The sequence below is a fragment of the Marinarcus sediminis (SeqCode) genome, assembly GCF_048571275.1.
Taxonomy (GTDB): Bacteria; Campylobacterota; Campylobacteria; order Campylobacterales; family Arcobacteraceae; genus Marinarcus; species Marinarcus sediminis.
The window spans coordinates 787,762-813,329 of record NZ_CP182357.1 but is presented as its reverse complement, the minus strand read 5'-3'; the positions used below and the strand labels follow the sequence as shown (position 1 = coordinate 813,329).

32 protein-coding genes are annotated in these 25,568 nt (G+C 34.2%); 1 reads left to right on the top strand and 31 read right to left on the bottom strand.

Annotation, left to right across the window (positions count from 1 at the left end; genetic code table 11):
* Positions 1–131: 131 nt before the first annotated feature.
* The 24 genes from ACNI3C_RS04180 to nifH (ACNI3C_RS04065) form a co-directional block, all read right to left on the bottom strand.
* Positions 132–233 (bottom strand): FeoB-associated Cys-rich membrane protein, encoded by a 102-nt coding sequence (locus ACNI3C_RS04180; protein ID WP_419770996.1) that lies wholly within the window; start codon positions 231–233, stop codon positions 132–134.
* A 71-nt stretch (positions 234–304) separates the two neighbouring features.
* A complete protein-coding gene (gene modD, locus ACNI3C_RS04175) occupies positions 305–1,153 on the bottom strand; it encodes a ModD protein (protein ID WP_419770995.1) in 849 nt (282 codons plus the stop codon).
* A gap of 18 nt (positions 1,154–1,171) precedes the next feature.
* The gene (locus ACNI3C_RS04170; RefSeq protein WP_419770994.1) at positions 1,172–1,585 is read right to left on the bottom strand and encodes a TOBE domain-containing protein; all 414 of its coding nucleotides are present in this window, start codon (positions 1,583–1,585) and stop codon (positions 1,172–1,174) included.
* Positions 1,586–1,675: 90 nt separating this feature from the next.
* A complete protein-coding gene (modB, locus tag ACNI3C_RS04165; protein WP_419770993.1) occupies positions 1,676–2,353 on the bottom strand; it encodes a molybdate ABC transporter permease subunit in 678 nt (225 codons plus the stop codon).
* A gap of 3 nt (positions 2,354–2,356) precedes the next feature.
* Positions 2,357–3,061, bottom strand: coding sequence for a molybdate ABC transporter substrate-binding protein (gene modA / locus ACNI3C_RS04160; RefSeq protein WP_419770992.1), 705 nt, complete (start codon positions 3,059–3,061; stop codon positions 2,357–2,359).
* A gap of 56 nt (positions 3,062–3,117) precedes the next feature.
* Positions 3,118–3,864, bottom strand: a complete 747-nt coding sequence (gene modA, locus ACNI3C_RS04155; RefSeq protein ID WP_419770991.1) for a molybdate ABC transporter substrate-binding protein — start codon at positions 3,862–3,864, stop codon at positions 3,118–3,120.
* A gap of 9 nt (positions 3,865–3,873) precedes the next feature.
* Positions 3,874–4,293: a TOBE domain-containing protein gene (locus tag ACNI3C_RS04150; RefSeq protein WP_419770990.1), complete on the bottom strand. Its 420-nt coding sequence runs from the start codon at positions 4,291–4,293 to the stop codon at positions 3,874–3,876.
* 141 nt (positions 4,294–4,434) lie between these two features.
* Positions 4,435–5,979: a nitrogenase molybdenum-iron protein subunit beta gene (gene nifK, locus ACNI3C_RS04145; protein ID WP_419770989.1), complete on the bottom strand. Its 1,545-nt coding sequence runs from the start codon at positions 5,977–5,979 to the stop codon at positions 4,435–4,437.
* Position 5,980: 1 nt separating this feature from the next.
* The gene (gene nifD / locus ACNI3C_RS04140; RefSeq protein WP_419770988.1) at positions 5,981–7,447 is read right to left on the bottom strand and encodes a nitrogenase molybdenum-iron protein alpha chain; all 1,467 of its coding nucleotides are present in this window, start codon (positions 7,445–7,447) and stop codon (positions 5,981–5,983) included.
* 29 nt (positions 7,448–7,476) lie between these two features.
* Positions 7,477–7,836 carry a hypothetical protein gene (locus tag ACNI3C_RS04135; RefSeq protein WP_419770987.1) on the bottom strand — a complete coding sequence of 120 codons (360 nt, stop codon included), beginning with the start codon at positions 7,834–7,836 and terminating at the stop codon, positions 7,477–7,479.
* 55 nt (positions 7,837–7,891) lie between these two features.
* The gene (gene nifH, locus ACNI3C_RS04130) at positions 7,892–8,806 is read right to left on the bottom strand and encodes a nitrogenase iron protein (RefSeq protein ID WP_419770986.1); all 915 of its coding nucleotides are present in this window, start codon (positions 8,804–8,806) and stop codon (positions 7,892–7,894) included.
* Positions 8,807–9,265: 459 nt separating this feature from the next.
* Positions 9,266–10,474, bottom strand: a complete 1,209-nt coding sequence (locus ACNI3C_RS04125; RefSeq protein ID WP_419771480.1) for a serine hydroxymethyltransferase — start codon at positions 10,472–10,474, stop codon at positions 9,266–9,268.
* A gap of 187 nt (positions 10,475–10,661) precedes the next feature.
* A complete protein-coding gene (locus ACNI3C_RS04120; RefSeq protein ID WP_419770985.1) occupies positions 10,662–11,021 on the bottom strand; it encodes a hypothetical protein in 360 nt (119 codons plus the stop codon).
* 57 nt (positions 11,022–11,078) lie between these two features.
* On the bottom strand, positions 11,079–11,519 hold the full coding sequence (locus ACNI3C_RS04115) for a hypothetical protein (protein WP_419770984.1): 441 nt from the start codon (positions 11,517–11,519) through the stop codon (positions 11,079–11,081).
* Positions 11,520–11,534: 15 nt separating this feature from the next.
* Positions 11,535–12,788, bottom strand: a complete 1,254-nt coding sequence (locus tag ACNI3C_RS04110) for a nitrogenase component 1 (protein WP_419770983.1) — start codon at positions 12,786–12,788, stop codon at positions 11,535–11,537.
* Positions 12,779–14,119, bottom strand: a complete 1,341-nt coding sequence (locus ACNI3C_RS04105; protein ID WP_419770982.1) for a nitrogenase component 1 — start codon at positions 14,117–14,119, stop codon at positions 12,779–12,781. The genes ACNI3C_RS04110 and ACNI3C_RS04105 overlap by 10 nt, the downstream gene beginning before the upstream one ends.
* A gap of 59 nt (positions 14,120–14,178) precedes the next feature.
* Positions 14,179–14,517, bottom strand: a complete 339-nt coding sequence (locus ACNI3C_RS04100) for a nitrogenase-stabilizing/protective protein NifW (protein ID WP_419770981.1) — start codon at positions 14,515–14,517, stop codon at positions 14,179–14,181.
* Positions 14,518–14,535: 18 nt separating this feature from the next.
* Positions 14,536–15,060 carry a pyridoxamine 5'-phosphate oxidase family protein gene (locus tag ACNI3C_RS04095; protein ID WP_419770980.1) on the bottom strand — a complete coding sequence of 175 codons (525 nt, stop codon included), beginning with the start codon at positions 15,058–15,060 and terminating at the stop codon, positions 14,536–14,538.
* Positions 15,060–15,773: a type 1 glutamine amidotransferase gene (locus ACNI3C_RS04090; RefSeq protein ID WP_419770979.1), complete on the bottom strand. Its 714-nt coding sequence runs from the start codon at positions 15,771–15,773 to the stop codon at positions 15,060–15,062. The genes ACNI3C_RS04095 and ACNI3C_RS04090 overlap by 1 nt, the downstream gene beginning before the upstream one ends.
* A 6-nt stretch (positions 15,774–15,779) precedes the next feature.
* Entirely contained in the window at positions 15,780–17,153 is a 1,374-nt protein-coding gene (gene anfK, locus ACNI3C_RS04085) for a Fe-only nitrogenase subunit beta (protein ID WP_419770978.1), read from the bottom strand.
* Between the two features lie 24 nt (positions 17,154–17,177).
* Complete coding sequence (anfG, locus tag ACNI3C_RS04080; protein ID WP_419770977.1) at positions 17,178–17,546, bottom strand: Fe-only nitrogenase subunit delta; 369 nt, start codon at positions 17,544–17,546, stop codon at positions 17,178–17,180.
* Between the two features lie 10 nt (positions 17,547–17,556).
* Positions 17,557–19,116 carry a nitrogenase iron-iron protein, alpha chain gene (gene anfD / locus ACNI3C_RS04075; RefSeq protein WP_419770976.1) on the bottom strand — a complete coding sequence of 520 codons (1,560 nt, stop codon included), beginning with the start codon at positions 19,114–19,116 and terminating at the stop codon, positions 17,557–17,559.
* 30 nt (positions 19,117–19,146) lie between these two features.
* Positions 19,147–19,506, bottom strand: a complete 360-nt coding sequence (locus ACNI3C_RS04070; protein ID WP_419770975.1) for a hypothetical protein — start codon at positions 19,504–19,506, stop codon at positions 19,147–19,149.
* 178 nt (positions 19,507–19,684) lie between these two features.
* The gene (gene nifH, locus ACNI3C_RS04065; protein WP_419770974.1) at positions 19,685–20,599 is read right to left on the bottom strand and encodes a nitrogenase iron protein; all 915 of its coding nucleotides are present in this window, start codon (positions 20,597–20,599) and stop codon (positions 19,685–19,687) included.
* A 293-nt stretch (positions 20,600–20,892) separates the two neighbouring features.
* Between nifH (ACNI3C_RS04065) and ACNI3C_RS04060 the strand changes: the two genes are divergently transcribed.
* Positions 20,893–21,231, top strand: coding sequence for a DsrE family protein (locus tag ACNI3C_RS04060; RefSeq protein WP_419770973.1), 339 nt, complete (start codon positions 20,893–20,895; stop codon positions 21,229–21,231).
* A 116-nt stretch (positions 21,232–21,347) separates the two neighbouring features.
* Here ACNI3C_RS04060 and ACNI3C_RS04055 read toward each other — a convergent pair whose 3' ends face one another.
* The 7 genes from ACNI3C_RS04055 to ACNI3C_RS04025 all read right to left on the bottom strand — a co-directional run bounded on the left by ACNI3C_RS04055 (position 21,348) and on the right by ACNI3C_RS04025 (position 25,555).
* Complete coding sequence (locus tag ACNI3C_RS04055; protein WP_419770972.1) at positions 21,348–21,890, bottom strand: hypothetical protein; 543 nt, start codon at positions 21,888–21,890, stop codon at positions 21,348–21,350.
* A 197-nt stretch (positions 21,891–22,087) separates the two neighbouring features.
* The gene (locus tag ACNI3C_RS04050) at positions 22,088–23,335 is read right to left on the bottom strand and encodes an RNA polymerase factor sigma-54 (protein ID WP_419770971.1); all 1,248 of its coding nucleotides are present in this window, start codon (positions 23,333–23,335) and stop codon (positions 22,088–22,090) included.
* Positions 23,336–23,388: 53 nt separating this feature from the next.
* Positions 23,389–23,685 (bottom strand): 2Fe-2S iron-sulfur cluster-binding protein, encoded by a 297-nt coding sequence (locus tag ACNI3C_RS04045; RefSeq protein ID WP_419770970.1) that lies wholly within the window; start codon positions 23,683–23,685, stop codon positions 23,389–23,391.
* Between the two features lie 13 nt (positions 23,686–23,698).
* Entirely contained in the window at positions 23,699–24,046 is a 348-nt protein-coding gene (locus ACNI3C_RS04040; RefSeq protein WP_419770969.1) for a hypothetical protein, read from the bottom strand.
* Between the two features lie 100 nt (positions 24,047–24,146).
* Positions 24,147–24,551, bottom strand: a complete 405-nt coding sequence (locus ACNI3C_RS04035; RefSeq protein ID WP_419770968.1) for a nitrogen fixation protein NifZ — start codon at positions 24,549–24,551, stop codon at positions 24,147–24,149.
* Entirely contained in the window at positions 24,541–24,879 is a 339-nt protein-coding gene (locus ACNI3C_RS04030) for a nitrogenase-stabilizing/protective protein NifW (RefSeq protein ID WP_419770967.1), read from the bottom strand. The genes ACNI3C_RS04035 and ACNI3C_RS04030 overlap by 11 nt, the downstream gene beginning before the upstream one ends.
* Positions 24,880–25,039: 160 nt before the next feature.
* Positions 25,040–25,555, bottom strand: a complete 516-nt coding sequence (locus ACNI3C_RS04025) for a flavodoxin (RefSeq protein ID WP_419770966.1) — start codon at positions 25,553–25,555, stop codon at positions 25,040–25,042.
* Positions 25,556–25,568: the final 13 nt, after the last annotated feature.

The following is a 25,568-nucleotide window of genomic DNA, read 5'->3' as shown; positions in this document are numbered from 1 at the left end:
TTTCTAGGTTACTGCTTTATATGCAATAAGTGTTCCATTTAAGATATATAGGCTTTGTGGAGATTTTTAAGATAATAATGTGCAAAAAAAGAAGAGAGCAGTGAGAAATTTTTTTTTGAGAAAGCAGTTGTTTATTTTCCGCAACCACAACCGCATTTTGATTTTTTAATTATCTTATAGACAAAATAGAGCACAGCAGCTGCAACAATAACATATACCCAAAAATTTTCCATAAATAACTCCTGTAGGTCAGATATAAAATGTTAATACAACAGAGCTTAAGTTATGATAATAGTTATTAATATTATTCAATAAGAGTGAGTCTGCTACCTAAATTTGCCATACCTGCTTGATACACTGCACTGGTAACTACGCCATCAATCTTTTTTTCTACAAAGCTTTCTACATTATTTATATTAATTCCACCTGCAACAAGAATTTTAACGGCTGGGAAATGTTTATTTTTATACTCTACAATTTTGTCAATGCTTTCAAGCGAAAGTTTATCGAGTTGTAGAACATCGACTCCATGATGCATTAACGCTTTACTGTCTTGAATATCTTCACTCTCAACGACAATTTTTTTCTCCACCACATGGTTTTTGAGTTCTTGTAAATAGAGATAAAATGCTTCATTGGTTTTATAGACAATACGATGTGCATTAAAAAATAAAATGGTTTCGCTTAAACCCAATCGATGAGGCATTGCTCCTCCACTCATGGCAGCTTTAATGCAGAATTTTTTTGAAAAAGGAAATGTTTTTCTGGTGGTTAAAAGTTCACAATAGGGGTTGATGGCTTTGATACGTCTATTCATGTTAAACGCATACGTTGCAATTTTACAACTGTATTCTAAAAGAATTTGAGTTAAACGGTAGGCTTGATGCACCATATTGTACTCACCTTCGTAAGATAAAATCACCTCATTTTGATTTGCTTTGTCGCCACTTGGAATAAAGAAATCCACTTGACAATTAAAATGTTCAGCTATTTTAACAGACTCTTCACTGCACGATACCACGACGTCTTCTCTTGTAAAAATTTCAATTCGCGCTTTTTTATTTTTGCAATTTTGTAACGATGTGGTTAAATCAAAGTAAGGAATATCTTCTTTAATATACTCAAGCAGTTCGGTTGTTGTTAAGCTAAACATTTTAATCCTTAGGTGATTTTATCCGACTAATATAACACTAGATGCTTTAAAAATAGCATAAGCTTCTTGTGATGCTTTGATTGATAAATCTTCAATGGCTTCATTTGTTACTACTGCACAAATGATGTTTGATCCTAAAGAAAGTTTTACTTCAGAATTGACAGCACCTTTAAGTACTTCATTTACGGTTCCTTTTAAAATGTTTCTTGCAGTCGCTTTAAGTTGTTTGTTGCTTAAAATAACAGAAGAGGCTTTTATTAAAGCAGTTACCGTGTCTCCTACTTTTAGACCTAAAGAGTCCATTCCCTCTTTTGTTACTGTTGCACTGACTAAAATTGATGGAGCTACTTCGATTTTAACTTCGCTCATTACTGTTCCATCAATAATTGCAGTAATTTTACCTGTTAATTCGTTTCTTGCTGTTGTTTGCATACTAAATCCTTTGTTGATATATAAAGTTCACAGTCTAAACTGAAAACTTAACTGTGCAATGATTGATCACTGCACAGTTAAATTTTAAAGTTAAATCAATCTCTCTTTGGTATTAAACCAATGCAACGCAATAAAAAAAAGCAATGAAATGAAGACCAATACTCCACTTAACATCATTGCCAAATCATAATCTGCATCAAAGACTGCATTGTAGATTGCCAAAGAAACCGTATCGGTTTTCCCCATAATGTTTCCACCTAACATCAACGTAATACCCACTTCTCCAAGCGCTCGTGCAGAGGCAATAAGTAAGGATACAATCAAAGAGTTTTTAATTGTTGGTAATACGACCATTAAGAAAGTATATATTTCTGATCTGCCACAAATATAAGAGGCTTCTTGTATCTCTTTTGGAAATTGTTCAATGCTTGATTGTAAAGGTTTAACCATCAGTGGTAAACCGGCAATAAAAGAGGCAATAACAATGCCAGAAAAGCTAAAAATTATCTCAATGTTTGCTTTAAGTAACAATTGTCCTATTATACTGTTTTTTCCTAAAAATAGAAGTAAAAAAAATCCAACTGCAATGGGAGGAAAAATAAGTGGCATGGTAACAATAGTGTCAAGAAGCCATCTGAATTTTAACTTCTTAATGGAGAGTATATATGCTAATGGTACGCCTAAGAGCAAAAACAAAAGAGCACTGACCCCTACTGTTTTTGCACTCAATAAAACAGGAGAAAAAACCTGCTCAAATTCTATAGACATGTGCTATAGGCCAAATGTTTTAAATATCTTTTTTGATTCATCCGTTTGTAAATAGTTAACAAATTGTTCACACTCATTTTTACAATCGGGCAATTTAGCTGCAATGATTTCAATGGGTGAGTAATCATTGGCATCAATTTCAATGTATCCGCCAATTTTATCTTTGTTTTCAAGTGCTGAAGTGAGGTTTACAATCCCTACATCAACCTCTTTGGCGACCAAATAGGTCATCACTTGGGGTACAGAAGAGACAACAAGAAGTTTGTCTTTAATTGTTTTATAAAGATTTTGCTCTTTAAGAAACTCCATTCCCGCTATGCCATAAATGGCTTTTTGTGGTTGAGGCATGGCTATTTTGCGTATGTTGGTTTTGAGTAAATCGTTTGTGGTGGTAAGTTGTACTCCTTTAGCATAGGCTAAAACAACTTTTCCATAACCCAAAGTAATATACTCTTTTATGTTTAATTGGCTTTTATTTAATAGATAACTCTTATCACCAATAACCAAACCCATATCGGTTTGTTGAGATTGAGCGGTTACTTGTTTCATATTTCCAAAAAATCCATCGACATTTTGATTGTTTTTTTCATAATTTTGAATGATTTTTTGCACCACTTTTTTATAGCCAGCACCCGCTGCCACTTTTAGATCTTGGGCAAACAAAGAGAGCGTACATATACAAAGTAAAAGAAATGTTTTTTTTATCATGAGGTTTCCTTCCAAAGGGTATGTCTGGATTGCTCCAGACATACGAAGCTAAAATATTATGGTACTAAATAACCGAAGTCAGTAAAGATCGCTTTGGCTTTTTCACCTAAAATAAAATCATAAAAGGCTCTGACTTCTTGATTGTCTTGGGCATTTTTAATGATGACAATTCCTTGGTTAATAGGTGTATACAATTTTGAATCCACATCTACCCAATTGATTCCTTTTTTATACATGGCCATTTTTGGGCTATACAGTGATGATTTTGCAATAAAACCCAAATCTGCAGCAGTAAGAGCATACGTTACGGTTTGTGAAATGGATTCGGCATAAACAAATTTGTTTTCTACTTTTGCCAATACTCCACCATTTTTCATGGCTTCTACGGCTGCTTTTCCATATGGAGCTGTTTTTGGATTGGCTATGGCAATTTTTTTGATTGATGCTTCGTCAGTAAGCGCAATACCTTTCTCAAAATATTTTTTGCTGTTACTTAAAATGGCCAAACTTCCTTGTGCATAAATCACGGGTTTGGTAATGGCAATTTGTTCATCAAACAAGGCTTGAGGATATTTCATATTTGCACCCATTAAAATGTTATAAGGTGCACCATTTTTAATTTGTGCGGTTAATTTTCCTGTACTTCCAAGGGTAACTAAAACTTGAGTATCAGGGTTTGTTTTGTTAAACTCTTTGATTAAATCATCAATGGCATAACTTACATTTGCTGCTACGGCGATATTAATTTGACCTGCAAACACACTTAAACTTAAAACCAGAATTGCTAAAACTATTTTTTTCATTTTTTTTCCTTATTTTCCGATTATTACATCGGTTGCTTTGATAATGGCACTGATACTGTTCCCCATTTTGATATTCAATTTTTTAATTGAATTGGCAGTAATAACTGAGACGATTGTGTCGTTGTTTCCAACATTAATACACACTTCTCCACTGACTTCTCCTAACAGAATATTTTCGATTACTCCTTGCAGTTTATTTCGTGCACTGATGGTCAGTGTCATATCGGTTGTCACAAGCACAGAACTTGATTTAATGATGGCAATAACTTCATCTTTTATTTGCAAATCAAGCGCTTTTACTGCATCATTGGTTATGACAGAAACCAAGGTGTATCCACTTTTGAGTTTAATATAGACTTCGGCATTGACTTTGCCGTGCTGTATTAATTCAACCACTCCCTCCAACTGATTTCTTGCACTTATCCTCATCTTTTCTCCTTTGGCAGTAGTTATACTTTGATATATATAACGGTTATTAAAAAAAATCACTTCTTTAAGTAGCATTATATATTTATATATATAACGATTAGCTAAAAAAAACTAGAAGGAGACCCTCTAGTTTTTTAAAGACTATCTTACTGCGTCAAAGAAGTAATCTGTTTCACCAATGCTTTTAGTCTCTTCATCTAATTGGTCTAAGATACCATTAGTAATCCAAGTTAAAAGGTTGATTCCACCTTCATAACCACTGATAGAGTATCTATGTAAGTGGTGTCTATCAAAAATTGGGAAACCAATTCTGATTAAAGGAATTTTTGTGTCTCTGTAAAGCTCTTTACCATAAACATTACCAATCATGAAATCAACTGGCTCTGTGAATAATAATGATCTTAATGCCCATAAATCTTTACCTGGCCAGATATTACACTCGTCAGATCTGTTTGATTTGTCTAAGATGGCTCGCATTTCTGCTTCCCAACCTTTTCTAGGTGCATTGTGACATACAACATGAGTAGGAATTGAACCCATTTCTACTAAGAAAGAAACCATACCCAATAAAAAGTCAGGATCTCCCCAGATTGCAATTTTTTTACCATGCATATATGGATAAGAATCTTGCATTGCATCAACAAATTTTGCTCTTTGGTCTTTAAGTTCAGCAGGAACTTCTTTCCCTGTTAATTCAGCCAATTTCATAACAAATGCATCTGTACCACTTAAACCAATTGGATTACATGTCTCAAACGTTTGTCTCCATTTGTTTTTAATGGTTTTAGCTGTTGCAATTGATGAATACTTTTGTAAAGAGATAGTAGCTTTTGCATTGATTGCTGTTTTACCATCTTCTAATTTAGTTCCACCAGCATACAGTTTATATTCACCTGCACCCGTATCCCATTGTTCTTCATGGTCACCAATCATAATGATTTTGTCACCGAACATTTTTGAAATCTTTTTAATCTCTTTTAATGAACCTAAATAGGGTTCAAATCCAGGGATAATGTTAATTCTCTCTTCGTCAACTTTTTTCTCAACGCCTTCAGCTAATTGCTCTAAAGTTGATTTCATCATGTTGTCATACCCAGTAATGTGTGATCCAACAAAAGATGGAGTGTGTGCATGAGTGATAATAGTATTGTCTAATTCACCTTCTGCATCTTCGCGCGCTCCGATAATGAATGCATTTAAGTCATCCCCAATAACTTCTGCCATACAAGTAGTACTTACAGAGATCATTTCAGGTTTGTAAAGTGCATTACAGTTTCTGATACCATCTTTCATGTTTGACAATCCACCAAATACCGCTGCAGATTCTGACATAGAATCACTTACACATGGAGTTGGTTCTTTAAAGTGTCTTGTAAAGTATGATCTAAAGTATGCAACACAACCATGTGAACCATGTACATATGGCATTGTGTTTTCAAAACCAAGACCAACCATAATAGCACCTAATGGTTGACAAGCTTTCGCAGGGTTAACCGTAATGGCTTCTCTTGCTAAGTTTTTTTCTCTATAATCCCAAGATTTAGTCCACTCTTGAATTTCATCAACTTTTGATGAATCGATTGAACCCATGTTTCCTTCGAATTGTTTTTTGTTGTTTAAAACTTCTTGATATTCAGGTTTTAAAAACAGTTTTTGTCCGTTTACAATGTTATCTATATCTTGCATATTACGCTCCCTCTACTTCTTTGTCCCATGGAGCTTTAGTATGATCCCACACAGGAGAGTTCATAGCCAAATCCATATCTCTTGCAAAAATTGCAAATGCATCATACCCATGGTATGGACCACTGTAATCCCAAGAGTGCATTTGTCTAAATGGAAGACCCATTTTTTGGAATACATATTTCTCTTTAACCCCAGCCGCAACTAAATCAGGTTTCAATTTTCTTACAAATTCTTCTAATTCATACTCATTTGCATCGTCATAAATTAAAGTACTTCTTGATAGGTCTTCTTTAGTTCTTTTGTAATCATCACCATGAGCAAACTCATAACCTGTACCGATTACTTCCATTCCTAAATCTTCATAAGCCCCAATAACGTGTCTTGGTCTTAATCCACCCACATAAAGCATAACTTTTTTACCCTCTAACATTGGTCTGTATTTTGCAATAACAGCATCCGTCATCGCAGTATATTTCGCAATAACAGCTTCCGCTTTAGCTTGAATTTCTTCACCAAAGAATGCTGCAATTTTTCTAACAGACTCAGTTGTTTTACTTGGTCCAAAGAAGTTATATTCAATCCAAGGAATACCGAACTCTTGTTCCATATGTCTTGAAATATAGTTCATTGATCTATAACAGTGGAGTAAGTTTAATTTTGCTTTAGGAGCAATTGCTAACTCTTTATACGTTGCATCACCAGACCATTGAGCAATAACTCTTAAACCCATCTCTTCTAAGATTAATCGTGTTGACCAAGCATCTCCACCGATGTTATAATCCCCAATAATTGCTACGTCATAAGGCGTGCTTTCAAAATCTTTTCTATGTGATGTATCTGGCATAACGTGGTCTCTGATCATGTCATTTGCAATGTGGTGACCAAGAGATTGAGAAACCCCTCTGAACCCTTCACATGAAACGGCAATGGTTTGATGACCTGTCTCTTTTTTATGCACTTTAGCTACGGCTTGAATATCATCACCGATTAACCCAATTGGACACTCTGATTGAATAGAGATACCATTGTTTAATGGGAATAATTCATCAATCTCTTCTAATGCTTTTTTAAGTTTTTTATCTCCACCGAAAACGATATCTTTTTCGTTAAAATCTGTTGAGAAGTTCATTGTAACAAATGTATCAACACCTGTTGTTCCAATATAATAGTTTCTTCTCCCACCTCTTGAATATTGTCCACATCCAATTGGTCCATGAGAGATATGAATCATATCTTTAATTGGTCCCCAAACAACCCCTTTAGATCCTGCGTATGCACAACCACGTTGAGACATAACACCAGGTACAGTTTGTTTGTTACTTCTTGTTGTATCACAAGAACCTTTTACACCTTCTGGTGAATCAACACCTAAGTGTTTCGATCTGTTCTTTGCAGCTTTTGCTGGGTAAGCTTCTAATACTTCAGCAATGGCTTGTTTTTGTAGACTCTCTAATGTTTCTGGTCCCATAATTTTTCTCCTTTGAAAGAAAAAGTAGCTTACGCTACTTTTACTCTATATAGATTCATATCATCTAATTTTCTACAAATTGCTTTAGTGTCATCTCCGTCAACTGCTTTTGAGATTTCAGAAATTTGGTATTTGTTGGTATAATAAACCATTTTATAACCGTCTTTTTCTTTACATTCAGTATTTGTATAATAATCAACTAACGCAGTGTGTAAAAAAGAACCTTCAGGAATAGAGATTTCTTCTAATTTAACACCTTCTCTTGTTTCGCTTGATACAGTTACAGTTTTACCTTTTGCATCAATCCCTTCGTTTACTTTTTCAATCACCTTATCAAAACTTACATCATTACCCATATCAGCTGGGAAGTGGTATCCACATACAAACATTATATTCTCCTCTTATTATTTTTATTATTTTTTGTCTTAGTTAAAAGAAGCGTAATTACGCTTCTTCTGCTTTTTTACCTAAGTTTTCTTCGTCAACTTCTTCTTCTAAACCAAATTCCATTAATAACGCTTCTAAGTCGTCCATTTCTAATGGATTAGGAATAACTTTTAAGTCATTAGCAATGATTTTTCTTGCTAACTCTTTATATTCCATTGCTTGGTCAGATGATGGAGCGAATTCAACAACTGTCATTCTTCTTAACTCAGCTCTTTGAACGTGGTTAGATCTTGGTACGAAGTGAATCATTTGAGTTCCAATTTGCATTGCTAAGTGTTTTGCCAAATCATACTCTTTATCTGTCATACGTGCATTACAAATCAAACCAGCAAGTCTAACTCCACCAGTATTTGCATATTTTAAAATCCCTTTAGAAATGTTATTAGCTGCATACATAGCCATCATTTCTCCAGACATTACGATATAAATCTCTTGTGCTTTACCTTCTCTAATTGGCATAGCAAATCCACCACAAACAACATCCCCAAGAACGTCGTATGATACGAAATCTAAATCATCGTTATAAGCACCTTCTTCTTCAAGAAAGTTAATTGCAGTAATAACTCCTCTACCAGCACAACCAACACCTGGCTCAGGACCACCAGACTCAGTACACATAATATAACCTTCAGTGATTGTTTCATCTTCAGGATTAAATTCACCCGCACCTGGTTTACATACATCTTCTAATTCTAAATCTTCAACTGTACCAGCTTCAGAAGCCAATTGCATAATTGTAGATTGAGCTTTTTCATGTAAAATTAATCTTGTTGAATCCGCTTTTGGATCACAACCAACGATTAGAATTTTTTTACCATAATAATGGCACATTGCCGCTAAAGTATTTTGAGATGTAGTAGACTTACCAATCCCACCTTTTCCATAAAATGCTATTTGTCTTAACTCTGACATATAATCTCCTTTTGATTGTTTAATTACGTAAATGTAAATTGCATATAGTGTTCCACAAGAGAAAAAAAACGAAAAAAAATAAAAAATTTTTGATTTTTTTTAACAAACCCCTAAATCTAGGGATAATTTTTTTAAAGAATTCGCAAAACCCCTAAAATAGGATAATTTTTATCTTAATTCCATTTATGTAATTCCTTGTATATTTTTGTCAATTTTATGTTTGTAAGGTACTTACAATTTTGTATTTATGTACAAATTGTTGCTATACTTTTGTAAATAGCAAAAGGATTTCCCATGCAAAAAGAGGCAAAAATATTGTGGACAACGAATAAATAAAGAGACTTCAAGGAATATGGTGTTCCGTAGAAAATCTATCATAGAAAAAATATCTAATGATATCTGCTCTTTAAATACTTGTATATAGCCTATTAGACTTCAGTTTATTAGTAGAGTAATAAACTAATATGTACTTTTTGAATAAACGACAAATTTTTGTGCAAGCTCTTTTAATTCAGCTTTGATTTGAATTTGAAGCTGGGTATTGTTAATGTCACTTAATATATCGGCAATTTTATTTCCAATAAATTCAAACTCCTTTTCTTTCATCCCACAAGTTGTAAGTGCTGGGCTTCCTATTCTGATCCCACTTGTTATAAAAGGACTTCTCGTTTCACCTGGGACTATATTCTTATTAACGGTAATTCCAGTATTCTCCAAAGCTCTATCTGCATCTTTCCCACTAAAATCTTTATTGATAAAGGATAATAATACAAGGTGATTATCTGTTCCACCACTTACAAGTTCAAAACCCCGTGCTATTAAAACTCTCGCCAGCGTTTCAGCGTTTGCTTTTATTTGCTTGGCGTATTCTTTCCATTGTGGTTTTAGTATTTCACCAAATGCTACTGCTTTTGCAGCTATTACATTGATAAGTGGGCCACCTTGAATCCCTGGAAAAATTGCACTATTGATTTTCTTAGCAATATCCTCATTATTTGTCATAATGATTCCACCTCTTGGACCCCTTAATGTTTTGTGTGTTGTGGATGTTACAACATCGGCGTATGAAAATGGGCTCATATGCTCGCCTGCTGCTACAAGTCCAGCAATGTGTGCAATGTCAGCAAATAAAATCGCACCAACACTATCTGCTATTTCTTTAAACCTTTTAAAATCAATCTCTCTTGCATATGCTGAGGCACCACAAACTATAATTTTTGGTTTTACAATACTTGCAATATCCGCTACTCTATCGTAATTAATTCTTCCGTCAAGTTCTACACCATAAGTAAATGAATTGTAGTTTTTGCCAGAAAAGTTTGGTTTAGCGCCGTGTGTCAAGTGTCCACCGTGACTTAAATCCATCCCTAAAATTTTGTCGCCAGCTTGTAAAAGTGCAGCGTAAACGGCACCATTTGCTTGGCTTCCAGAATGTGGTTGAACATTTGCAAAACTACACCCAAATATTTTACAAACTCGATCAATAGCAAGTTGTTCTACTTGATCAGCAAATTCACATCCACTGTAATACCTTTTGTAGGGATACCCTTCCGCATATTTATTTGTAAATACACTTCCCATAGCTTGCATAACAGCTGGACTCGTGAAGTTTTCACTGGCTATCATTTCTAAATGTGTTGTTTGTCTCTCTAATTCATTCTCAATCATTCCCCAAACCACTGAATCAGCTTGTGCTAAAGTTTGTTCCTCAATAAATGCCATATTTTTTTCCTATTATTAAATTTTCTACTTTTTATAAAAAGTGCTCAAAAATAAATTTTATTCATCTTTGTGTTTTACCTACAATGGTTTCATCACTAGAGATGGTAAAATACCATTAATACTGCGTCAATATCTATGTTGTTTTAAAAACTTTCATATTGCTACCAATACATTTTAGACTTTCATTTAACTCTCCGTATATTTCTCTTATATCAAGTACCTTCACTTGATCACATTTTTGTCTAATCTCTTTTTTTGAGAAATCTAAATCATAGTTTTGAAGAAGAATATTTTCATTAAATAAGAATAGTTTAATAACTGCATATTTTTTGACTAAGGCTTCTCTCTCTTTTGTTGCAAAAACTTGGTTTAACTCTTTTGCCATATCGGCTAAACCTTGCATTTTATTGTCAGTTTGATTTTTTACATTATTATTATAAAACCGTTTCATTGAAAAATCAATCAAAACTTTATCGGCAATATCTAGAGCCATTTTATACCCTTTATTTTAAAATTATTTACTCTTCTTTGGAAAAAATAAAAGAAATTATCATGATTCGTTGTCCAAAAGATCATCTTCTTCAATCTTCTTTGCAATTATCATTGCCATTCTTTTAACCATATCAATATTTTTTTGTTCATCTTCATCATCCCAAATTTCTACAAATTTCTGATTGGCTATCTTACGCAAGAACCTTAGTGGATCATCAAATGATTCTACAGTATGACCTTCATTGATGATTGTTAACCTATCATAAAATATAGAGCATCGAACCCTATCGTCGATATAAAATTCCGTACTGCAGCCATCCGTCATAAAATAACCTTGTTCTTCTTTAAAAAAACGATCAGGATCACACATTGGCATATAGTCGTTATATCGTGTAACTTCAAAGCGTTTTGAGTCCCAGACCAAAGGTTCTTTAAGTGGAAACTCTTGTAGGCTTTCCTCTTGAGCTAATTTAATAAGTGTATATTCTAGATTTTTCATCTTATCTTTCCTTTTTTATTTATAATTGAGATAATTAGCGCATTCATATAAAAACATTGTTGAGCCTTCATACAATATATCGCTTTTATAAATATTTCCCATTGTTTTAAAAATAGGAAAACCTCGTGGGATAAATACTTTATGTTTTATGCCAGCAGTTAAAAACAAATGATCATTGGATATAACAACATCGCAATGTTCCATTTTTTCTATTACATTCTCCATATCTCCGACCATAATTTGACTCTTTGAATAAGCGTGATTAGATGTTTTATGTGTAGTAACAATTTCTATATCTGCGCCGACTTCCTCAAGAATATTTGCTAAAGTAAATGATTGGTCTGGTTCTAATGCAATTAAGAATTTGGTGTTTCCCATAAGATAACAAGTATCCAAGAGTGCATCCTTTAGTCTTTGTCTCCATTTTTTGATAACATCATTGGGCGTATATCCAAATTGTATCAACTGTTCTACAAGAAAGTCATTCGCTTCTAAACCACCAAGTGATGGGATAAAAGCAGTTTTAATATTTGGATTCTTTGATTTTAAAGTTGTAAATGTATCTTTCATAGAAGTCCCAAAAGCAAGTGCAACATCAGCATTTGCAATATTTTTAATCTCTTCTATGGATACTCCTTTGCTACTCATAAACTCATCCATCTCACCATTTAATCTATCAAATGCACTTGCAATATCAGGAATAGATATTATTTCTTCAAAACCAAATTTTTGAACAAACTGTTTAATATTTTCTAACTCTAAAACTCCAATTGATACATTGGGCAATAAAAGTATTTTACCCTTTTTGCATATTTTGTTTTCGCTACTCAATTGTTCTATGAGAGCCGATACACAGTCTGCCCATCCGCTTTCAAAAGAACCTTCGAAATCTGGAGTGTTAAGCCAAACACATGGTACCTCCAAAACAGATGCAATGCCTTTTAAATCATCTCCTTTTGTTTCAGTCAATCCAGTAGAAAATATGCCTATTAACTCAGGAGTAGCATTTTTTATAATATTTGCTACTGCTGTTTTTATTCCAAAATCGCCACCATCAAGTACTGTACTTACATCATTAACGGAAGTAGTATAAATTATCATGGGTTTATTAAAATGATTTATGAGAAATTCTTTTGTAAAACTTGCACATCCTTGTGCGCCATGCATCAATGGCAAACAATTTTTAATACCCATAAATGCCAAAGCAGCGCCCATAGGCTGTGAAAGTTTAAATGAATTTACCATTAAAGGTTTTTTTATTACATCCATGAAACCTCTTTTTTATTTATTGCGTCAAACACAGGATTGCTTATTACTTTTAATAAGTCATTTGCAAAATTAATGCTTCCTTGATAAGAGATATAACTTCTCTCTTTTACTATATCTGTATCAAAAAATGAAATCTTATTTTTTAAAGCAATAGATCTGTTTTTTCTCTCACTCAGCAAAATATCAATATCGTATGTATTGATGATATGCTCTTGCATAAGCTTAGGATCACTCATAAAAAAAGAGCTATGCACCAGATAGCTTTCAGCTTTTTCTGTATCACTGTCATCTGATTTGTCCACCGATGTTGCTATAAGTTTAATGCCAGAATCTATCAGTAGTGGAATAAATTTCCAACATTTTTCACCCTCTACATTTAATATTGCTTTTTTATTTTTGAGTTTTTCTTGAATAGGCAACAATACTTTTTGCAGTTTTTGTTCTTCTTGAAAGATGACCTCTTCGGTCTTCTTAATCAAAAGGGGATCTTTAAACTCCTGAGCAATAGCACGCAATGCATCCGAAGTATCTCGCTTGCCATTCAAAGTCACATTTACCCATGGAATAGCCCATCTCTCTTTCATCTTACGCGCAAAGGTGATGAGCGAATTTGAAGAGATTAAGACATTTAGTTTTGCTCTATGGGCATAAAAGATATTTTCCAAAGACCCTCCTGCACTAAAAGTACTTAAAACTCTGATATTAAGCTTTTCCAACAAGCGGGTATACTCTTGCATATCATCAAGCATATTATATTCACCAATTAAATTAATATCATATGGTGTAACGACAGAAGGTTCACGAGTACCAATCTTTTCAAGCAGAGAGAGAGCAGCAATCTTGCTTCCAAATTGTTCATTTCCGATAAAGCCAGGTGCATGAACTGGTATAATCGGTATATGAAGCTCTTGCTCTTTTTCATGTATTATCGCATTTATATCTTCGCCGATAAGAGCGCTAACACAAGTAGTATAGATAAATATCCCTTTTGGAGCGTATTGCTTATATACATAATCTATCCCTTTGCGCAATTTTTCTTCACACCCAAATATGAGATCATTTAACCCCATATCCGTTGTAAATATCCGCTTAAATGGGTTGCTATAGTCTTTATCTATAAGGTGAAAGGCAGCATTGGAACATGTAGCTGGTGCATGAACTATATGTACGCAATCTGTAAAAGGCATTAAAGAAAATTGAGCCCCCTGAAATGCACATTTATTTGCACTACTTCCTGGTTCTGGCTTTTCGCATGTTACTCTCTTGGTACTTCTGCTTTTTGCACAAGATTCTTCACCATATATATCTTTCAAAGTTAGTTTAATTGCCATATCAAATTTCCTTTCATCACTACTTAAAATCAAACAAACTTTAGCAATTTATTTGTAACTTAAATATTTTCTGCTTTTGTACTGCACCCTTTAGTAGTGGAACAAGTAGATGTGCCGCAACTACATCCACCACCATTTTCATAAAGATTCCAAATTTCTTCGGCACTTGGATTTGTTCCATTCACAAAATCACCATATGCTTGCAAAAAGGTAAAGCGGTAAAATGATAATCGTTGTTCATCATCTATTGCAGTAAACTCTTTAACTAAGTTTCCAAATAATCTCATAATAAGATACCTGCTAGTACGCAGAATCTCTTCATCATATTTGATATTAAAAAACTCGAAATAATCCTCTGCACAAGTAATTTTTTCGAATTCGGCCATACTTCCTTGCATTATCTCCTCCTATATCTTTCAGATTTTAAAAAGCTGCTCAGGTTCTGCATAATTTTCTTTTGCTGTAAGCTCATCAGGAGAGATACAAAATACTGCAGTACGATTTTGGTCGTGCCCTGATCTGTATTTTTCCATAAGTGACGCTGACATTGGATTTTTGTAAAACTCTGGCATGTATTTATCGAGTATTTTTTGCAAGGCGGTAGCAGCCTCTTCAAAGTCCTCAACTTTTCTTGCATTACCGAATATCATAACACTCATATATGCAGTGTCAGCTTTGCATGGCATAGGGTCACTAACTGTACCATACTCTTCAAAAACTGTGAAACTAATAGGGTTATTTTTTGAGAGAATATCTACTTTTTTCCCAGAACCCATTCCATGAAAATATACTTTTCCTTCATTCCATACGAAGTTTACTGGAACAGCATAAGGTACATTACCATCAACCATCGAGACCACCCCTACTCTAGTTTTGCTCAAAAATAGCCCTATTTTTTCTTGGTCATTACATACTCTTTGCTTATAGCGAATCTGATTCATTATATTTTTCCTTCATTATATAGTTGTTCAAGACGTGTTAAAAACATCTCCATCCATTCATTATCTTGCTTGATATACTCAGGATGTCCTAATAGGTCTTCTGTGCTTTGAACGTATCTGTCCAGCACGATTTCGTCACTACAATTTTCTACAAGTCCTTCGATAATCTCTCTCGTATTTTCCAGATGATATTGAAACCCAAAAACCCGTTTATCATATACAAAAGCTTGATGTTCACATGCATCGCTTGAGGCTAATAACTCAGCGCCCTCTGGCAATATACTAAAAGTATCACCATGCCATTGAAATACCGTAGGCTCTAGTGGAAAAAATGAGAATAGCGGTGATGACTTTGCAATTTCCGTCAAACGAACACCAAACCATCCTATCTCTTTATGCGGATTTTTAGTTACTTTTCCACCTAAAACATCCGCTATCAATTGTCCACCTAAACAGAGTCCCATTAAAATTTTCTTGTGTGTTATCGACTCTTTTATAAATATCTTTTCCGCAGCAAGCCACGGATAGATATCTTCTTCATAAATATTCATCGGGCCACCCATAACGATGAGCCAATCAAAATCTTTTTGCTGAGGCAATGGCTCATCTTTGTACATCTGCGTGCTTGTAAGCGTATGTCCATTTTTTATCGCCCACTCCAAGATGCTTCCTGGATTTTCAAATGGAACATGCTGTAAATAGTGAATTCTCATTTCTACTTACCAAACATTAAGTAACCACTCTTTGTTACGCTTGTATTCCATATCGCTAAAGAGGGTATTGGCAATCTGTTCGGCTAACCATAATGCACCTTCATATCCTACAATCGGATGTCTATAGAGACCCGCACGGTCAAAAGTAGGATAACCCACACGAACCATAGGAATATTATTATCAATAGCCGTCCAACGACCTTTTGAGTGACCAAAGATCAAGTCGAGTTTAAGACCTTTGTTTTTTATACGATCTTCTAACTCCCACATATCAGCGTTAGTTATAATCTCCATATCAAAGTCAGCTGTCTTTTTGAGATTTTCAATTCGAGGATCAACTTTATATTTACTATTATCATCACCCAAAAGGAGTACCACAGGTTGCATCGAAAGATCGATACAAAATTCAGCCAATCCTAATACTACATCTGGATGACCAAAAATTGCTACTTTTTTGTCGGCAAAAAACATATGAGCAAGGTCGGTAATAGCGTCAATTGCTTTTCCTCTTTTTTTTACTAAAGATTCTGGGATAGGCTTCCCTGTTACTTCGCTCAATTTTTGCAAAAATATATCTGTATTTCTAATGCCTATTGGCGTAGGACCAACTATAGATGGTACTTTAAATTTTTTCTCAAGATATTTAGCTGCTTTACCTCCCTCATATCGGTTGAGAGCGAATGTTGCTTTAGCGTTTGCAGTACCACGCATATCATCTATAGTAGTTCTTCCATGTGATACTGTTTTACCATCTGGCATAAGTGGAGAATCAAAATCCTCAATTTCAAATAGCACAGTTGCTTCAATGTCCATCTCTTTCAGGAGACTTTTAAGTTCCGTAACATCGCCTGGATTGACCCAGCCTGTAAAAAGATTGATTTTCTCGCTTGGTTCAGTTTTAGTAGCAAAATATTTGATCATCGCTTCAAGAGCGACATCATAACCGCTGACTTGGCTCCCTTTGAAGCTCGGTGTATGAATAGGGATAAGATGGACTTCTCTATCTGCAAATTTTTCTTTCAAAATACCATTATTAAGTTTATTAATAACTCCCTCAACATCATCCCCAATAATCTCGGTTGAACATGTTGTAATAATAGGTATAACTTTGACATTTTTATAACGCATCAATAAGACATCAACTGCTTTCTCAACGCGCCCAGCACCACCAAAGACAGCACTATCTTCATGTAGTGATGTTGAAGCGATATCAAAATTTTCTTTAAAATGTTGTGCAAATGTCATACGCACAAACATAACACAACCTTGGCCGCCATGGACGACACCTATACAATCCTCTATCCCGATACTCACATATTGAGCTCCTGCTGGTTGGCAAGTAAAAATAGGATTTATGACCCCTTGACGCTCTTTTGGCATTACCTTACATGACATGATATTCTCCTAATATTGTTTAACGGTCAGTTCTTTATTTAAAGAACCCGTTATAGTTGTATAATCGATTCTAGCTTTTAATAAGCACATAATCTCTTTTTTCTCATCGTTGCTTAAATCATTGATCCATAGATATTTCTTTTTGAAATTATCAATCAAAGAGACAGCATCTACCCAATAACATTTTAATTCGTTGGTCGAAATATCAACAGGCTCACCACACAAAAGTGATGTTGCCTGATTTAAAATATTTTCATTTTGCCTTTGACGATCCCACTCTCTTGAGTGGAATTGCCACAAGCATGTTTTCATAATATGATCTTCAAGTTGCATCACCTGATCGCGATGCACTGGATTAGTAAATTCTTCCCATTTCATTCTATACTCCTTATGCTACTACTGATTTTGGAAAATACTCAGAGTAATCTTTGTCTCTTAGTCTACTCACACAGTCATAATCACCAGTATATGCTCTTTCGTTTGGATTCTCCGATTCTTCTTCCATAAAATTCACATCAGATATACTTTTACGGGAAATACACCCTTTTTCTGTTTGAATCACATCTTTACTAATATCTATAGTTGCCAACTGATGGATAGGCGAATAGTGCGCGTTATATATATCTCTCGCAAATCGTACCCATCCCTCAAATCCCTTATATGGTCCATTATGGTAAGCATGGGCATTGAGGTATTGAATATTTTTCTTTTTCGCTACCTCTCCTGGACGAACACCTGTAAAGATAACATCGGGCTCTAGATTGTCCATCGCTTCGATACCTTCAAGTTCATTTGGATCATCGATTGCCAAGGTTCCGACTTCTGCACGAGCAATCCCTTTTTCCATATCGCCTTGATGTCCAAATTTTGTGTAAAGTGATACGACTTTTACACCCATCTCTTCATGGATAACATCTGCCCAATGCCATAGTTTTGATCCTCCAGGCCAAAGTGCAACTTTGACACCCTGAAGACGACGTTTATACCAATCAAGCTCTGGTTTCCAACGCGCAATCTCTTCGTCGATGATTTTTTGAGCACGATCTTCTATACCAAAGAAACGGCCTATTTTAAGTAGTGCATCCGAGAGTGGCTCAAAGCCAAATCCATCGATGTCTAGACGAGGAATACCGTATCTAACACGAAGTTCGTTACAGATATATTCAGCTGAACGTGCGCACTCAAGTACATTTAGGTGAGCTTTTTGCATACTTCTAAGTTCATCGTATGAGCCATTACCAGTAAATGAAGATAAAACTTGAATCCCCATTCTTTTAAAGTAGTCCACCATAATTTCATTATCACCTTGGATATTGTAATCACCCACATAGTTAATCACATAGTCGCTGTAGATTTCAGGCTCTACAGTTCCAACTTTATTGTTAATCCATGCGATATTTATTTTGTGATGTCCACCTGATTGACTCGGACCTGCAAATCCAGGAGAGTTACACACAAAGATATCCACGTCAGGTCTTTCTTTCATAACTTCTCTAGCAGTTGCTTCCATATCATCACCGATGAGTGCAGAAGAACATGTTTGATAGATTGTCATCCTTTTGACCTCTGGATGAGCGTCAAATGCCTCATTTATAGTTTTTTTAAGGAGAATATCTCCACCAAAAACGATGTGAGTCTCTTTCATATCACTAGCCCAAGTGTATTTAAGCTGGAAATTATCATTATCACTAATATAACGCTTAGTGTGCCAAGTATCGTATGTACATCCAACTGGCCCGTGACTGATATGAATAACATCTTTCATTGGTGTACCAATAACATGTTTAGCGCCACAATAAGCACAACCTCTTTCAGATATAGTTCCTGGAATAGTCGCGAGATATCCCTGAGGGAGAGCATGTGTTATATCTTCACCCTCTCCTTTAACAACCGCATGAGCTTTTCTTTCCGGAATACATTTACTACTTTCGAATTCAAAGTATGGCATTTTTTCTCCTTTTTGCTAGAATTATTTTTATTATGCTATTTTAAGTCTATACAGATTCATATCATCTAATTTTCTACAAATTGCTTTAGTGTCATCTCCGTCAACTGCTTTTGAGATTTCAGAAATTTGGTATTTGTTGGTATAATAAACCATTTTATAACCGTCTTTTTCTTTACATTCAGTATTTGTATAATAATCAACTAACGCAGTGTGTAAAAAAGAACCTTCAGGAATAGAGATTTCTTCTAATTTAACACCTTCTCTTGTTTCGCTTGATACAGTTACAGTTTTACCTTTTGCATCAATCCCTTCATTTACTTTTTCAATCACCTTATCAAAACTTACATCATTACCCATATCAGCTGGGAAGTGGTATCCACATACAAACATATTGTTCTCCTTTTATATTTTCATTGTTGTTTTTTTAAAAACTTTGCTTATGAACTAACAAAGATTGTATACCGTTATATATATTATTATATAACGGTATATAGTAATAAAGCGTACTTCTTCAAACTTTGCTTTTCGTTATATATATTTTTATATAACGGTAGGCAAAAAAAAGATTTTACGCTTCTTCTGCTTTTTTACCTAAGTTTTCTTCGTCAACTTCTTCTTCTAAACCAAATTCCATTAATAACGCTTCTAAGTCGTCCATTTCTAATGGATTAGGAATAACTTTTAAGTCATTAGCAATGATTTTTCTTGCTAACTCTTTATATTCCATTGCTTGGTCAGATGATGGAGCGAATTCAACAACTGTCATTCTTCTTAACTCAGCTCTTTGAACGTGGTTAGATCTTGGTACGAAGTGAATCATTTGAGTTCCAATTTGCATTGCTAAGTGTTTTGCCAAATCATACTCTTTATCTGTCATACGTGCATTACAAATCAAACCAGCAAGTCTAACTCCACCAGTATTTGCATATTTTAAAATCCCTTTAGAAATGTTATTAGCTGCATACATAGCCATCATTTCTCCAGACATTACGATATAAATCTCTTGTGCTTTACCTTCTCTAATTGGCATAGCAAATCCACCACAAACAACATCCCCAAGAACGTCGTATGATACGAAATCTAATTCATCGTTATAAGCACCTTCTTCTTCAAGAAAGTTAATTGCAGTAATAACTCCTCTACCAGCACAACCAACACCTGGCTCAGGACCACCAGACTCAGTACACATAATATAACCATCAGTGATTGTTTCATCTTCAGGATTAAATTCACCCGCACCTGGTTTACATACATCTTCTAACTCTAAATCTTCAACTGTACCAGCTTCAGAAGCCAATTGCATAATTGTAGATTGAGCTTTTTCATGTAAAATTAATCTTGTTGAATCCGCTTTTGGATCACAACCAACGATTAGAATTTTTTTACCATAATAATGGCACATTGCCGCTAAAGTATTTTGAGATGTAGTAGACTTACCAATCCCACCTTTTCCATAAAATGCTATTTGTCTTAGCACTGACATATTTTTCTCCTTTTAATTGTTTAACTACGTAAATGTAAATTGCATATAGTGTTCCCCAATAGAAAAAAATGAAATTTCTTTTTAACAAACCCCTAAATCTAGGGATAATCTTTTTAAGGAATTCGCAAAACCCCTAAAATAGGATAAATTTTATCTTAATTCAATTTATGTAATTCCTTGTATATTTTTGTCAATTTTGAAAGTTTTTTGTACTTTTTGTCTTTTTTTTCAAGATTTTTCTTTTACTGGAAGAATAAATGTGGCTATAATATTTTAAAATTGAAAGGATTATCATGAAAAAAGAAGCAAAAATTTTATGGACAAGCAATAATAAAGAAACCGCAATGAATATGATTTGTCTTTATGCCCACAATGCAAAACTCAAAGGGTGGATGGATGACGTCACCATTTTAGTTTGGGGTGCTTCTCAACAACTTATTCATGAAGATAAAGAGATTCAAGAAAAAATAAAAGCCATGATAGAAGATGGTGTTAAAGTTGTAGCGTGTTTAAAATGTGCAGAAAATCTGAATATCGTAGAGGGGTTGACCAGTTGTAATATTAATATGTTGTATACAGGAGAGCTTCTGAGTAACTGGATACAATCAGGCGAGACGGTCATCACCGTTTAAAAAAATGAATTTGAATCTTTAAGCTACTGTATAACTCTGCGTTGAAGAGCGATTATAAATAACCACGCGAAAAGTTTCCTTGTGCATTTAGCACAAGGGACTTTTCTTCCCTTGATTTATTTTGTATCTTCAATTTTAGTATTTATTTCTAAATAGTCAAACCCCAAAAACCCTTTTCTTTTTATTATTTTTACTTTGTCATCAACATTTAAACTTGATGCATACCAATAATTTTTTCTTTTTTGACCAGTTTTAATATTTAATAAAAGACTATACTCCGCCCTTGCAGTAGATGAAAAGTGTTGAGTCTCTTTTGCAATTACTTTGTACGTTTGTTCATTTATGATGCCATTATTGAATCTTGCATTAATATATTTTGGTACAGTAAAACTAATAATTGCACATATTAACAATATTAATATATAACTAAAGTTTTCTTTTTCTATTTCTTTATATAGTGGTTGATTACGAATGATATACATAGTTCTATTTTTTTCAAAATAATTAATTTTTATAAAAATGGATATTCCAAATAATATAATCGATAAAAGAACTTGTAAAAAAGTAAATAAATGATAATTAACTATATCATCATTCCAACTACTTACTAAAAAGTATGCACTTAGTGAGTAACTTAAGAGAAGAAGATAGGGTAACATTATCAATATTCCTTTAAATTATTTATATGGGAGTAAACTTTTTTCTACAGAAAACTACTTTATTATAAAAAAACTTAAAAGTCATATTTTTGTAAAGGTCAAGGCGAAGATTTAAATTTAGGATTGAGCGTATTGCTGTACGTGATTGAGTAAATTTAGAGATTCAACGCAGAGATTTGCAAAAAGATGGCTTTTGCCTAGAGGTTTTCTACTTTGTAGAGTTTCTTTCGCTCTTTCGACGATGGAATTGAGAGCATCTTTCGGTATTTTGTAATGGTACGTCGTACCATTGTAAGATTGAATTTCTCTTCAATGCTGTCTAAAATGTGTTGATCAGTGAGTGGTTCTTCTTTGTTTTCATACTCCACGAGCGATTTGATGTAGCTTTTAATGTGAGACGATGACAAATCTTTATTATCAACGGCATTGGTAAAAAAGAATTTCAGAGGATACACCCCCAATGAACACTCAATGTATTTGTTGGCTACTGCTCGGCTGATGGTAGATTCTGCAAATCCCAGTTCTGAAGCGATTTCTTGCATGGAAAATGGTTTTAACTCTCCTCCTACAAAAAAGCTGATCTGTTTTTCTACAATAATTAAGATGATTTTATATAATGTTGATTTTCTCAAATTTAATAAATTGACCAAATCTTTGGCCTCTTTGATTTTCTCTTTAATGTTTTCATTTTTTGAGTTAAACGGATCTTTTACCACAATATCGGGATAATAGGCATGATTGATTTTAATGTTAATGTCTTCACCCACTTCCACAAAAAAATCAGGAATGACTTCAATATTCGTGTTCAAATAGTTAATTGCTGGCGGATTGTTAAAATATTTGATGATATCTTTGGCATCTTCAAATCGGTGGTGCGCCGCATATTTATCTAAGTGTGCCATATCTTTGATGATTTTTTTAATAAAGGCATACAACTCATCATCGATTTTCATGTCAAGAGAATCCAATTGAAATAAAAATGACTCATTGATATCCAATGCTCCTACTCCACTTGGCTCCAGTTGCGAAAATCGTTGACGAATGGATTCTACATACTCTTTATAGACACTGCATGTAATGGCTATTTGTTCAATATCACCTTCAAAATAGCCCTGTTCATTGATATCACAAAGAATTTCCATTGCCACTTTTTGTGAGTTGGGTGTGGGGAAAATGGGTGCACAAATTTGTTCACTGATTTTGTCATTCAATGAGATATTATAAATGGCCAAAGACTCGACAAATTCTCCACTAACCCCATTAGATGTGAAGTTACTGTAAAACTCTTTTGGTCTTTTAATCTCTAAAAAAGGATTTTCATAAGAGACATTTTTTAGGTGCTTCTCTAGGTCTTGAAGTGAGTATTGCAGCATTGGAAGCCACAATTTTAAAGATAGGTTTAAATTTTGCTTCTGTGCAACAGATGTGTTTAATGTTTGTGCCATAGTGTAATTATGTCTGAATTCTAAACGAATTCAGACATAAAATTGTATATTTTTTAATACTTAATTCTAACAATACCGTTAGGTTTAATGATTTTCATTTGACAAGAAAGTCTTGTTTTGTCTGTACACGTTCCAGCACATACTTCTTTAATGACTTTTTTCTCTTTTTCATTAATTTCTGAAATAAATTCCATACCTTGCTCAATTTCAACGACACATGTTCCACACTCTCCATCTCTACACCCAAATGGTAAAGCTGATCCAGATGCTTCAACTACGTCTTGAATTGTACTCCCTGGTTGTACATTGATTGCTAAAAAATCATTTACTATTTCTACTCTTGTTGTCATAATTTCTCCTTGGTTATTTTTTTAATTTATACGGTTTTACTAAAATATCACCCTTAACTAACATCATTGGTGCGATTCTAATTTTTGGACTGATTGTGAATTGTTGACATTGTTCTGCTTCTTCAGGGCTGATAGCACCTAATTGAACTAAAATGTCTAACTCCTCATCTTCCATATAGCTTGTTGGTTCTTCATCACTTAAGTTTTCAACGCTAATAAGACATTTTGCATAGTCTCCTTTAGCCTGAAATGGAATTGGAACATTGTTTTCTTTGGCCAATCTCACGATTGGTTCCCCGATTTTTGCGTTATAGATACCATCAGTAACAGTATCAAAATGCATAAATATCACTTTTGCCATTCTTCTTCTCCTTATTTTAAGTTTGGTGACTAGCAAGTCCATTACCAAGCCATACGAAATGATTCTTGCAAAATCATTTCGTTTGACTTGGTAACACTTGTCAATCTTTTTTGTAGTGCTTAGCTCTGTGTTGTCTCATATATTCAAGTTCTTCTTCAACTTCGTCTCGATAATCTTCTAAAGCCAACAGTTCATGCTCTCTGCATCCAACGATTTCAATAGGAGTATCAAGAACACCAAAAAAGTGCACTTCATATACTCGAATAACTTGTAAAAACTCGCCAATCGATTTAATATATCCTACTGAACCTTTTGGCATCATAAGTGTACCAATGGGTGAATGAGGGTACGTTCCATCATTGACAATATTTTCTAACAGTTGAACTTTTTGACCTACGCCAAACTTCGCCTTCTCTTCATCTCTGCCTGATCTTGATGCGGTTACACTGTCATGTAAAAGAGTATTGGGATCAACAATTTGTTTTTCTTGAATTTTAGCAGCCACAACTGTTTCCTGGTGTTGGAGTACAGCTCATACAACCACCGAGCTTACCTGTTTCGAACATGTTCCAAACATCAGCTGCACTTGGTGCATGACCATTTTTATACTCTCCGTATACTTTTAACAATGAAAATTTCAAGAAGTCAAGAAGTCTTGGCTCATCGTTTTTTAAATTATCAAAAGCTGTTTTAATCAACGTTCCATACTCTTTTAACATATGAAATCGTTTGACATTAACGAGGTTTTTGTCATACTCTAACTCAAAAAACTCAAAATAATCTTCTGCGTCTGTTAAGTCATAAAATTCATCTATTGTTTTTGTTTGTTCCATTATATACTCCTTTGAATTTGTTCCAAAGTAGGTGCCTAAAAAAATGTATTTTTTAGGATACCTTTCAAGGGAACCTTTCATTTTTAACTGCTTTGGTAATTTGTTAAAAATTACTAAAGTAGCAAACCCTAAAGAGAACAACAAGTTGTTCTTTTAAAGGTTAAGCTTTTATCTCTTGTTTAAGAATTGCAATCCAGTTTTCAATTCTCTCTTCGGTTTTATCTTCTTCATTGTGGTTATCAATGGCTAATCCACAAAATTTTCCATCTTTTTCAGCCAATGAAGCTTCATATGTGTAATCACTTTTATCTACAAATCCAACTACTTTTGCTCCTGCTTTCGTAAAAGCATCATGCAATTTTCCAAGCGCACTGCAAAAATGTTCTCCATGTTTTACACTGTCTCCTGCTCCAAATAAAGCGATTGTTTTTCCACTGAAATCCACATCTTCTGATTCAATTTCCAATAAAATATCAACCCAAGAAAAGTGAACATCTCCTTGACCCCAAGTTGAACTTCCTAAAAATAAAATATCGTGTTCAAGCAGTTGATCCATTTCATCAAAATCTTCTTCCATATTGATGACTTCATCTACTCCAAACTCTTCTGCTAATGCATCTGCAACGACCATTGAAGTCCCACCTGCTGTTCCACAAAAAATTCCAATACTTGACATGTTTTTTCCCCTT

Excerpts from the sequence above, each read along its gene's own strand:
- ACNI3C_RS04170 (WP_419770994.1), bottom strand. The coding sequence starts at position 1,585 with ATGCAAACAACAGCAAGAAACGAATTAACAGGTAAAATTACTGCAATT.
- modA (WP_419770992.1), bottom strand. The coding sequence starts at position 3,061 with ATGATAAAAAAAACATTTCTTTTACTTTGTATATGTACGCTCTCTTTG.
- ACNI3C_RS04025 (WP_419770966.1), bottom strand. The coding sequence starts at position 25,555 with ATGTCAAGTATTGGAATTTTTTGTGGAACAGCAGGTGGGACTTCAATG.
- nifH (WP_419770986.1), bottom strand. The coding sequence starts at position 8,806 with ATGTCAGAGTTAAGACAAATAGCATTTTATGGAAAAGGTGGGATTGGT.
- ACNI3C_RS04120 (WP_419770985.1), bottom strand. The coding sequence starts at position 11,021 with ATGGCTCTAGATATTGCCGATAAAGTTTTGATTGATTTTTCAATGAAA.
- ACNI3C_RS04090 (WP_419770979.1), bottom strand. The coding sequence starts at position 15,773 with ATGAGAATTCACTATTTACAGCATGTTCCATTTGAAAATCCAGGAAGC.
- ACNI3C_RS04030 (WP_419770967.1), bottom strand. The coding sequence starts at position 24,879 with ATGGAACAAACAAAAACAATAGATGAATTTTATGACTTAACAGACGCA.
- ACNI3C_RS04180 (WP_419770996.1), bottom strand. The coding sequence starts at position 233 with ATGGAAAATTTTTGGGTATATGTTATTGTTGCAGCTGCTGTGCTCTAT.
- ACNI3C_RS04050 (WP_419770971.1), bottom strand. The coding sequence starts at position 23,335 with ATGGCACAAACATTAAACACATCTGTTGCACAGAAGCAAAATTTAAAC.
- ACNI3C_RS04135 (WP_419770987.1), bottom strand. The coding sequence starts at position 7,836 with ATGTTTGTATGTGGATACCACTTCCCAGCTGATATGGGTAATGATGTA.
- anfK (WP_419770978.1), bottom strand. The coding sequence starts at position 17,153 with ATGCCAAAAGAGCGTCAAGGGGTCATAAATCCTATTTTTACTTGCCAA.
- modB (WP_419770993.1), bottom strand. The coding sequence starts at position 2,353 with ATGTCTATAGAATTTGAGCAGGTTTTTTCTCCTGTTTTATTGAGTGCA.
- ACNI3C_RS04125 (WP_419771480.1), bottom strand. The coding sequence starts at position 10,474 with ATGATTGAGAATGAATTAGAGAGACAAACAACACATTTAGAAATGATA.
- modD (WP_419770995.1), bottom strand. The coding sequence starts at position 1,153 with ATGTTTAGCTTAACAACAACCGAACTGCTTGAGTATATTAAAGAAGAT.
- modA (WP_419770991.1), bottom strand. The coding sequence starts at position 3,864 with ATGAAAAAAATAGTTTTAGCAATTCTGGTTTTAAGTTTAAGTGTGTTT.
- anfG (WP_419770977.1), bottom strand. The coding sequence starts at position 17,546 with ATGAAATGGGAAGAATTTACTAATCCAGTGCATCGCGATCAGGTGATG.
- ACNI3C_RS04045 (WP_419770970.1), bottom strand. The coding sequence starts at position 23,685 with ATGACAACAAGAGTAGAAATAGTAAATGATTTTTTAGCAATCAATGTA.
- ACNI3C_RS04115 (WP_419770984.1), bottom strand. The coding sequence starts at position 11,519 with ATGAAAAATCTAGAATATACACTTATTAAATTAGCTCAAGAGGAAAGC.
- anfD (WP_419770976.1), bottom strand. The coding sequence starts at position 19,116 with ATGCCATACTTTGAATTCGAAAGTAGTAAATGTATTCCGGAAAGAAAA.
- ACNI3C_RS04095 (WP_419770980.1), bottom strand. The coding sequence starts at position 15,060 with ATGAATCAGATTCGCTATAAGCAAAGAGTATGTAATGACCAAGAAAAA.
- ACNI3C_RS04060 (WP_419770973.1), top strand. The coding sequence starts at position 20,893 with ATGAAAAAAGAAGCAAAAATTTTATGGACAAGCAATAATAAAGAAACC.
- nifD (WP_419770988.1), bottom strand. The coding sequence starts at position 7,447 with ATGGGACCAGAAACATTAGAGAGTCTACAAAAACAAGCCATTGCTGAA.
- ACNI3C_RS04070 (WP_419770975.1), bottom strand. The coding sequence starts at position 19,506 with ATGTTTGTATGTGGATACCACTTCCCAGCTGATATGGGTAATGATGTA.
- nifH (WP_419770974.1), bottom strand. The coding sequence starts at position 20,599 with ATGTCAGTGCTAAGACAAATAGCATTTTATGGAAAAGGTGGGATTGGT.
- ACNI3C_RS04150 (WP_419770990.1), bottom strand. The coding sequence starts at position 4,293 with ATGAGGATAAGTGCAAGAAATCAGTTGGAGGGAGTGGTTGAATTAATA.
- ACNI3C_RS04055 (WP_419770972.1), bottom strand. The coding sequence starts at position 21,890 with ATGTTACCCTATCTTCTTCTCTTAAGTTACTCACTAAGTGCATACTTT.
- ACNI3C_RS04100 (WP_419770981.1), bottom strand. The coding sequence starts at position 14,517 with ATGCAAGGAAGTATGGCCGAATTCGAAAAAATTACTTGTGCAGAGGAT.
- ACNI3C_RS04040 (WP_419770969.1), bottom strand. The coding sequence starts at position 24,046 with ATGGCAAAAGTGATATTTATGCATTTTGATACTGTTACTGATGGTATC.
- ACNI3C_RS04105 (WP_419770982.1), bottom strand. The coding sequence starts at position 14,119 with ATGGCAATTAAACTAACTTTGAAAGATATATATGGTGAAGAATCTTGT.
- nifK (WP_419770989.1), bottom strand. The coding sequence starts at position 5,979 with ATGCAAGATATAGATAACATTGTAAACGGACAAAAACTGTTTTTAAAA.
- ACNI3C_RS04110 (WP_419770983.1), bottom strand. The coding sequence starts at position 12,788 with ATGGATGTAATAAAAAAACCTTTAATGGTAAATTCATTTAAACTTTCA.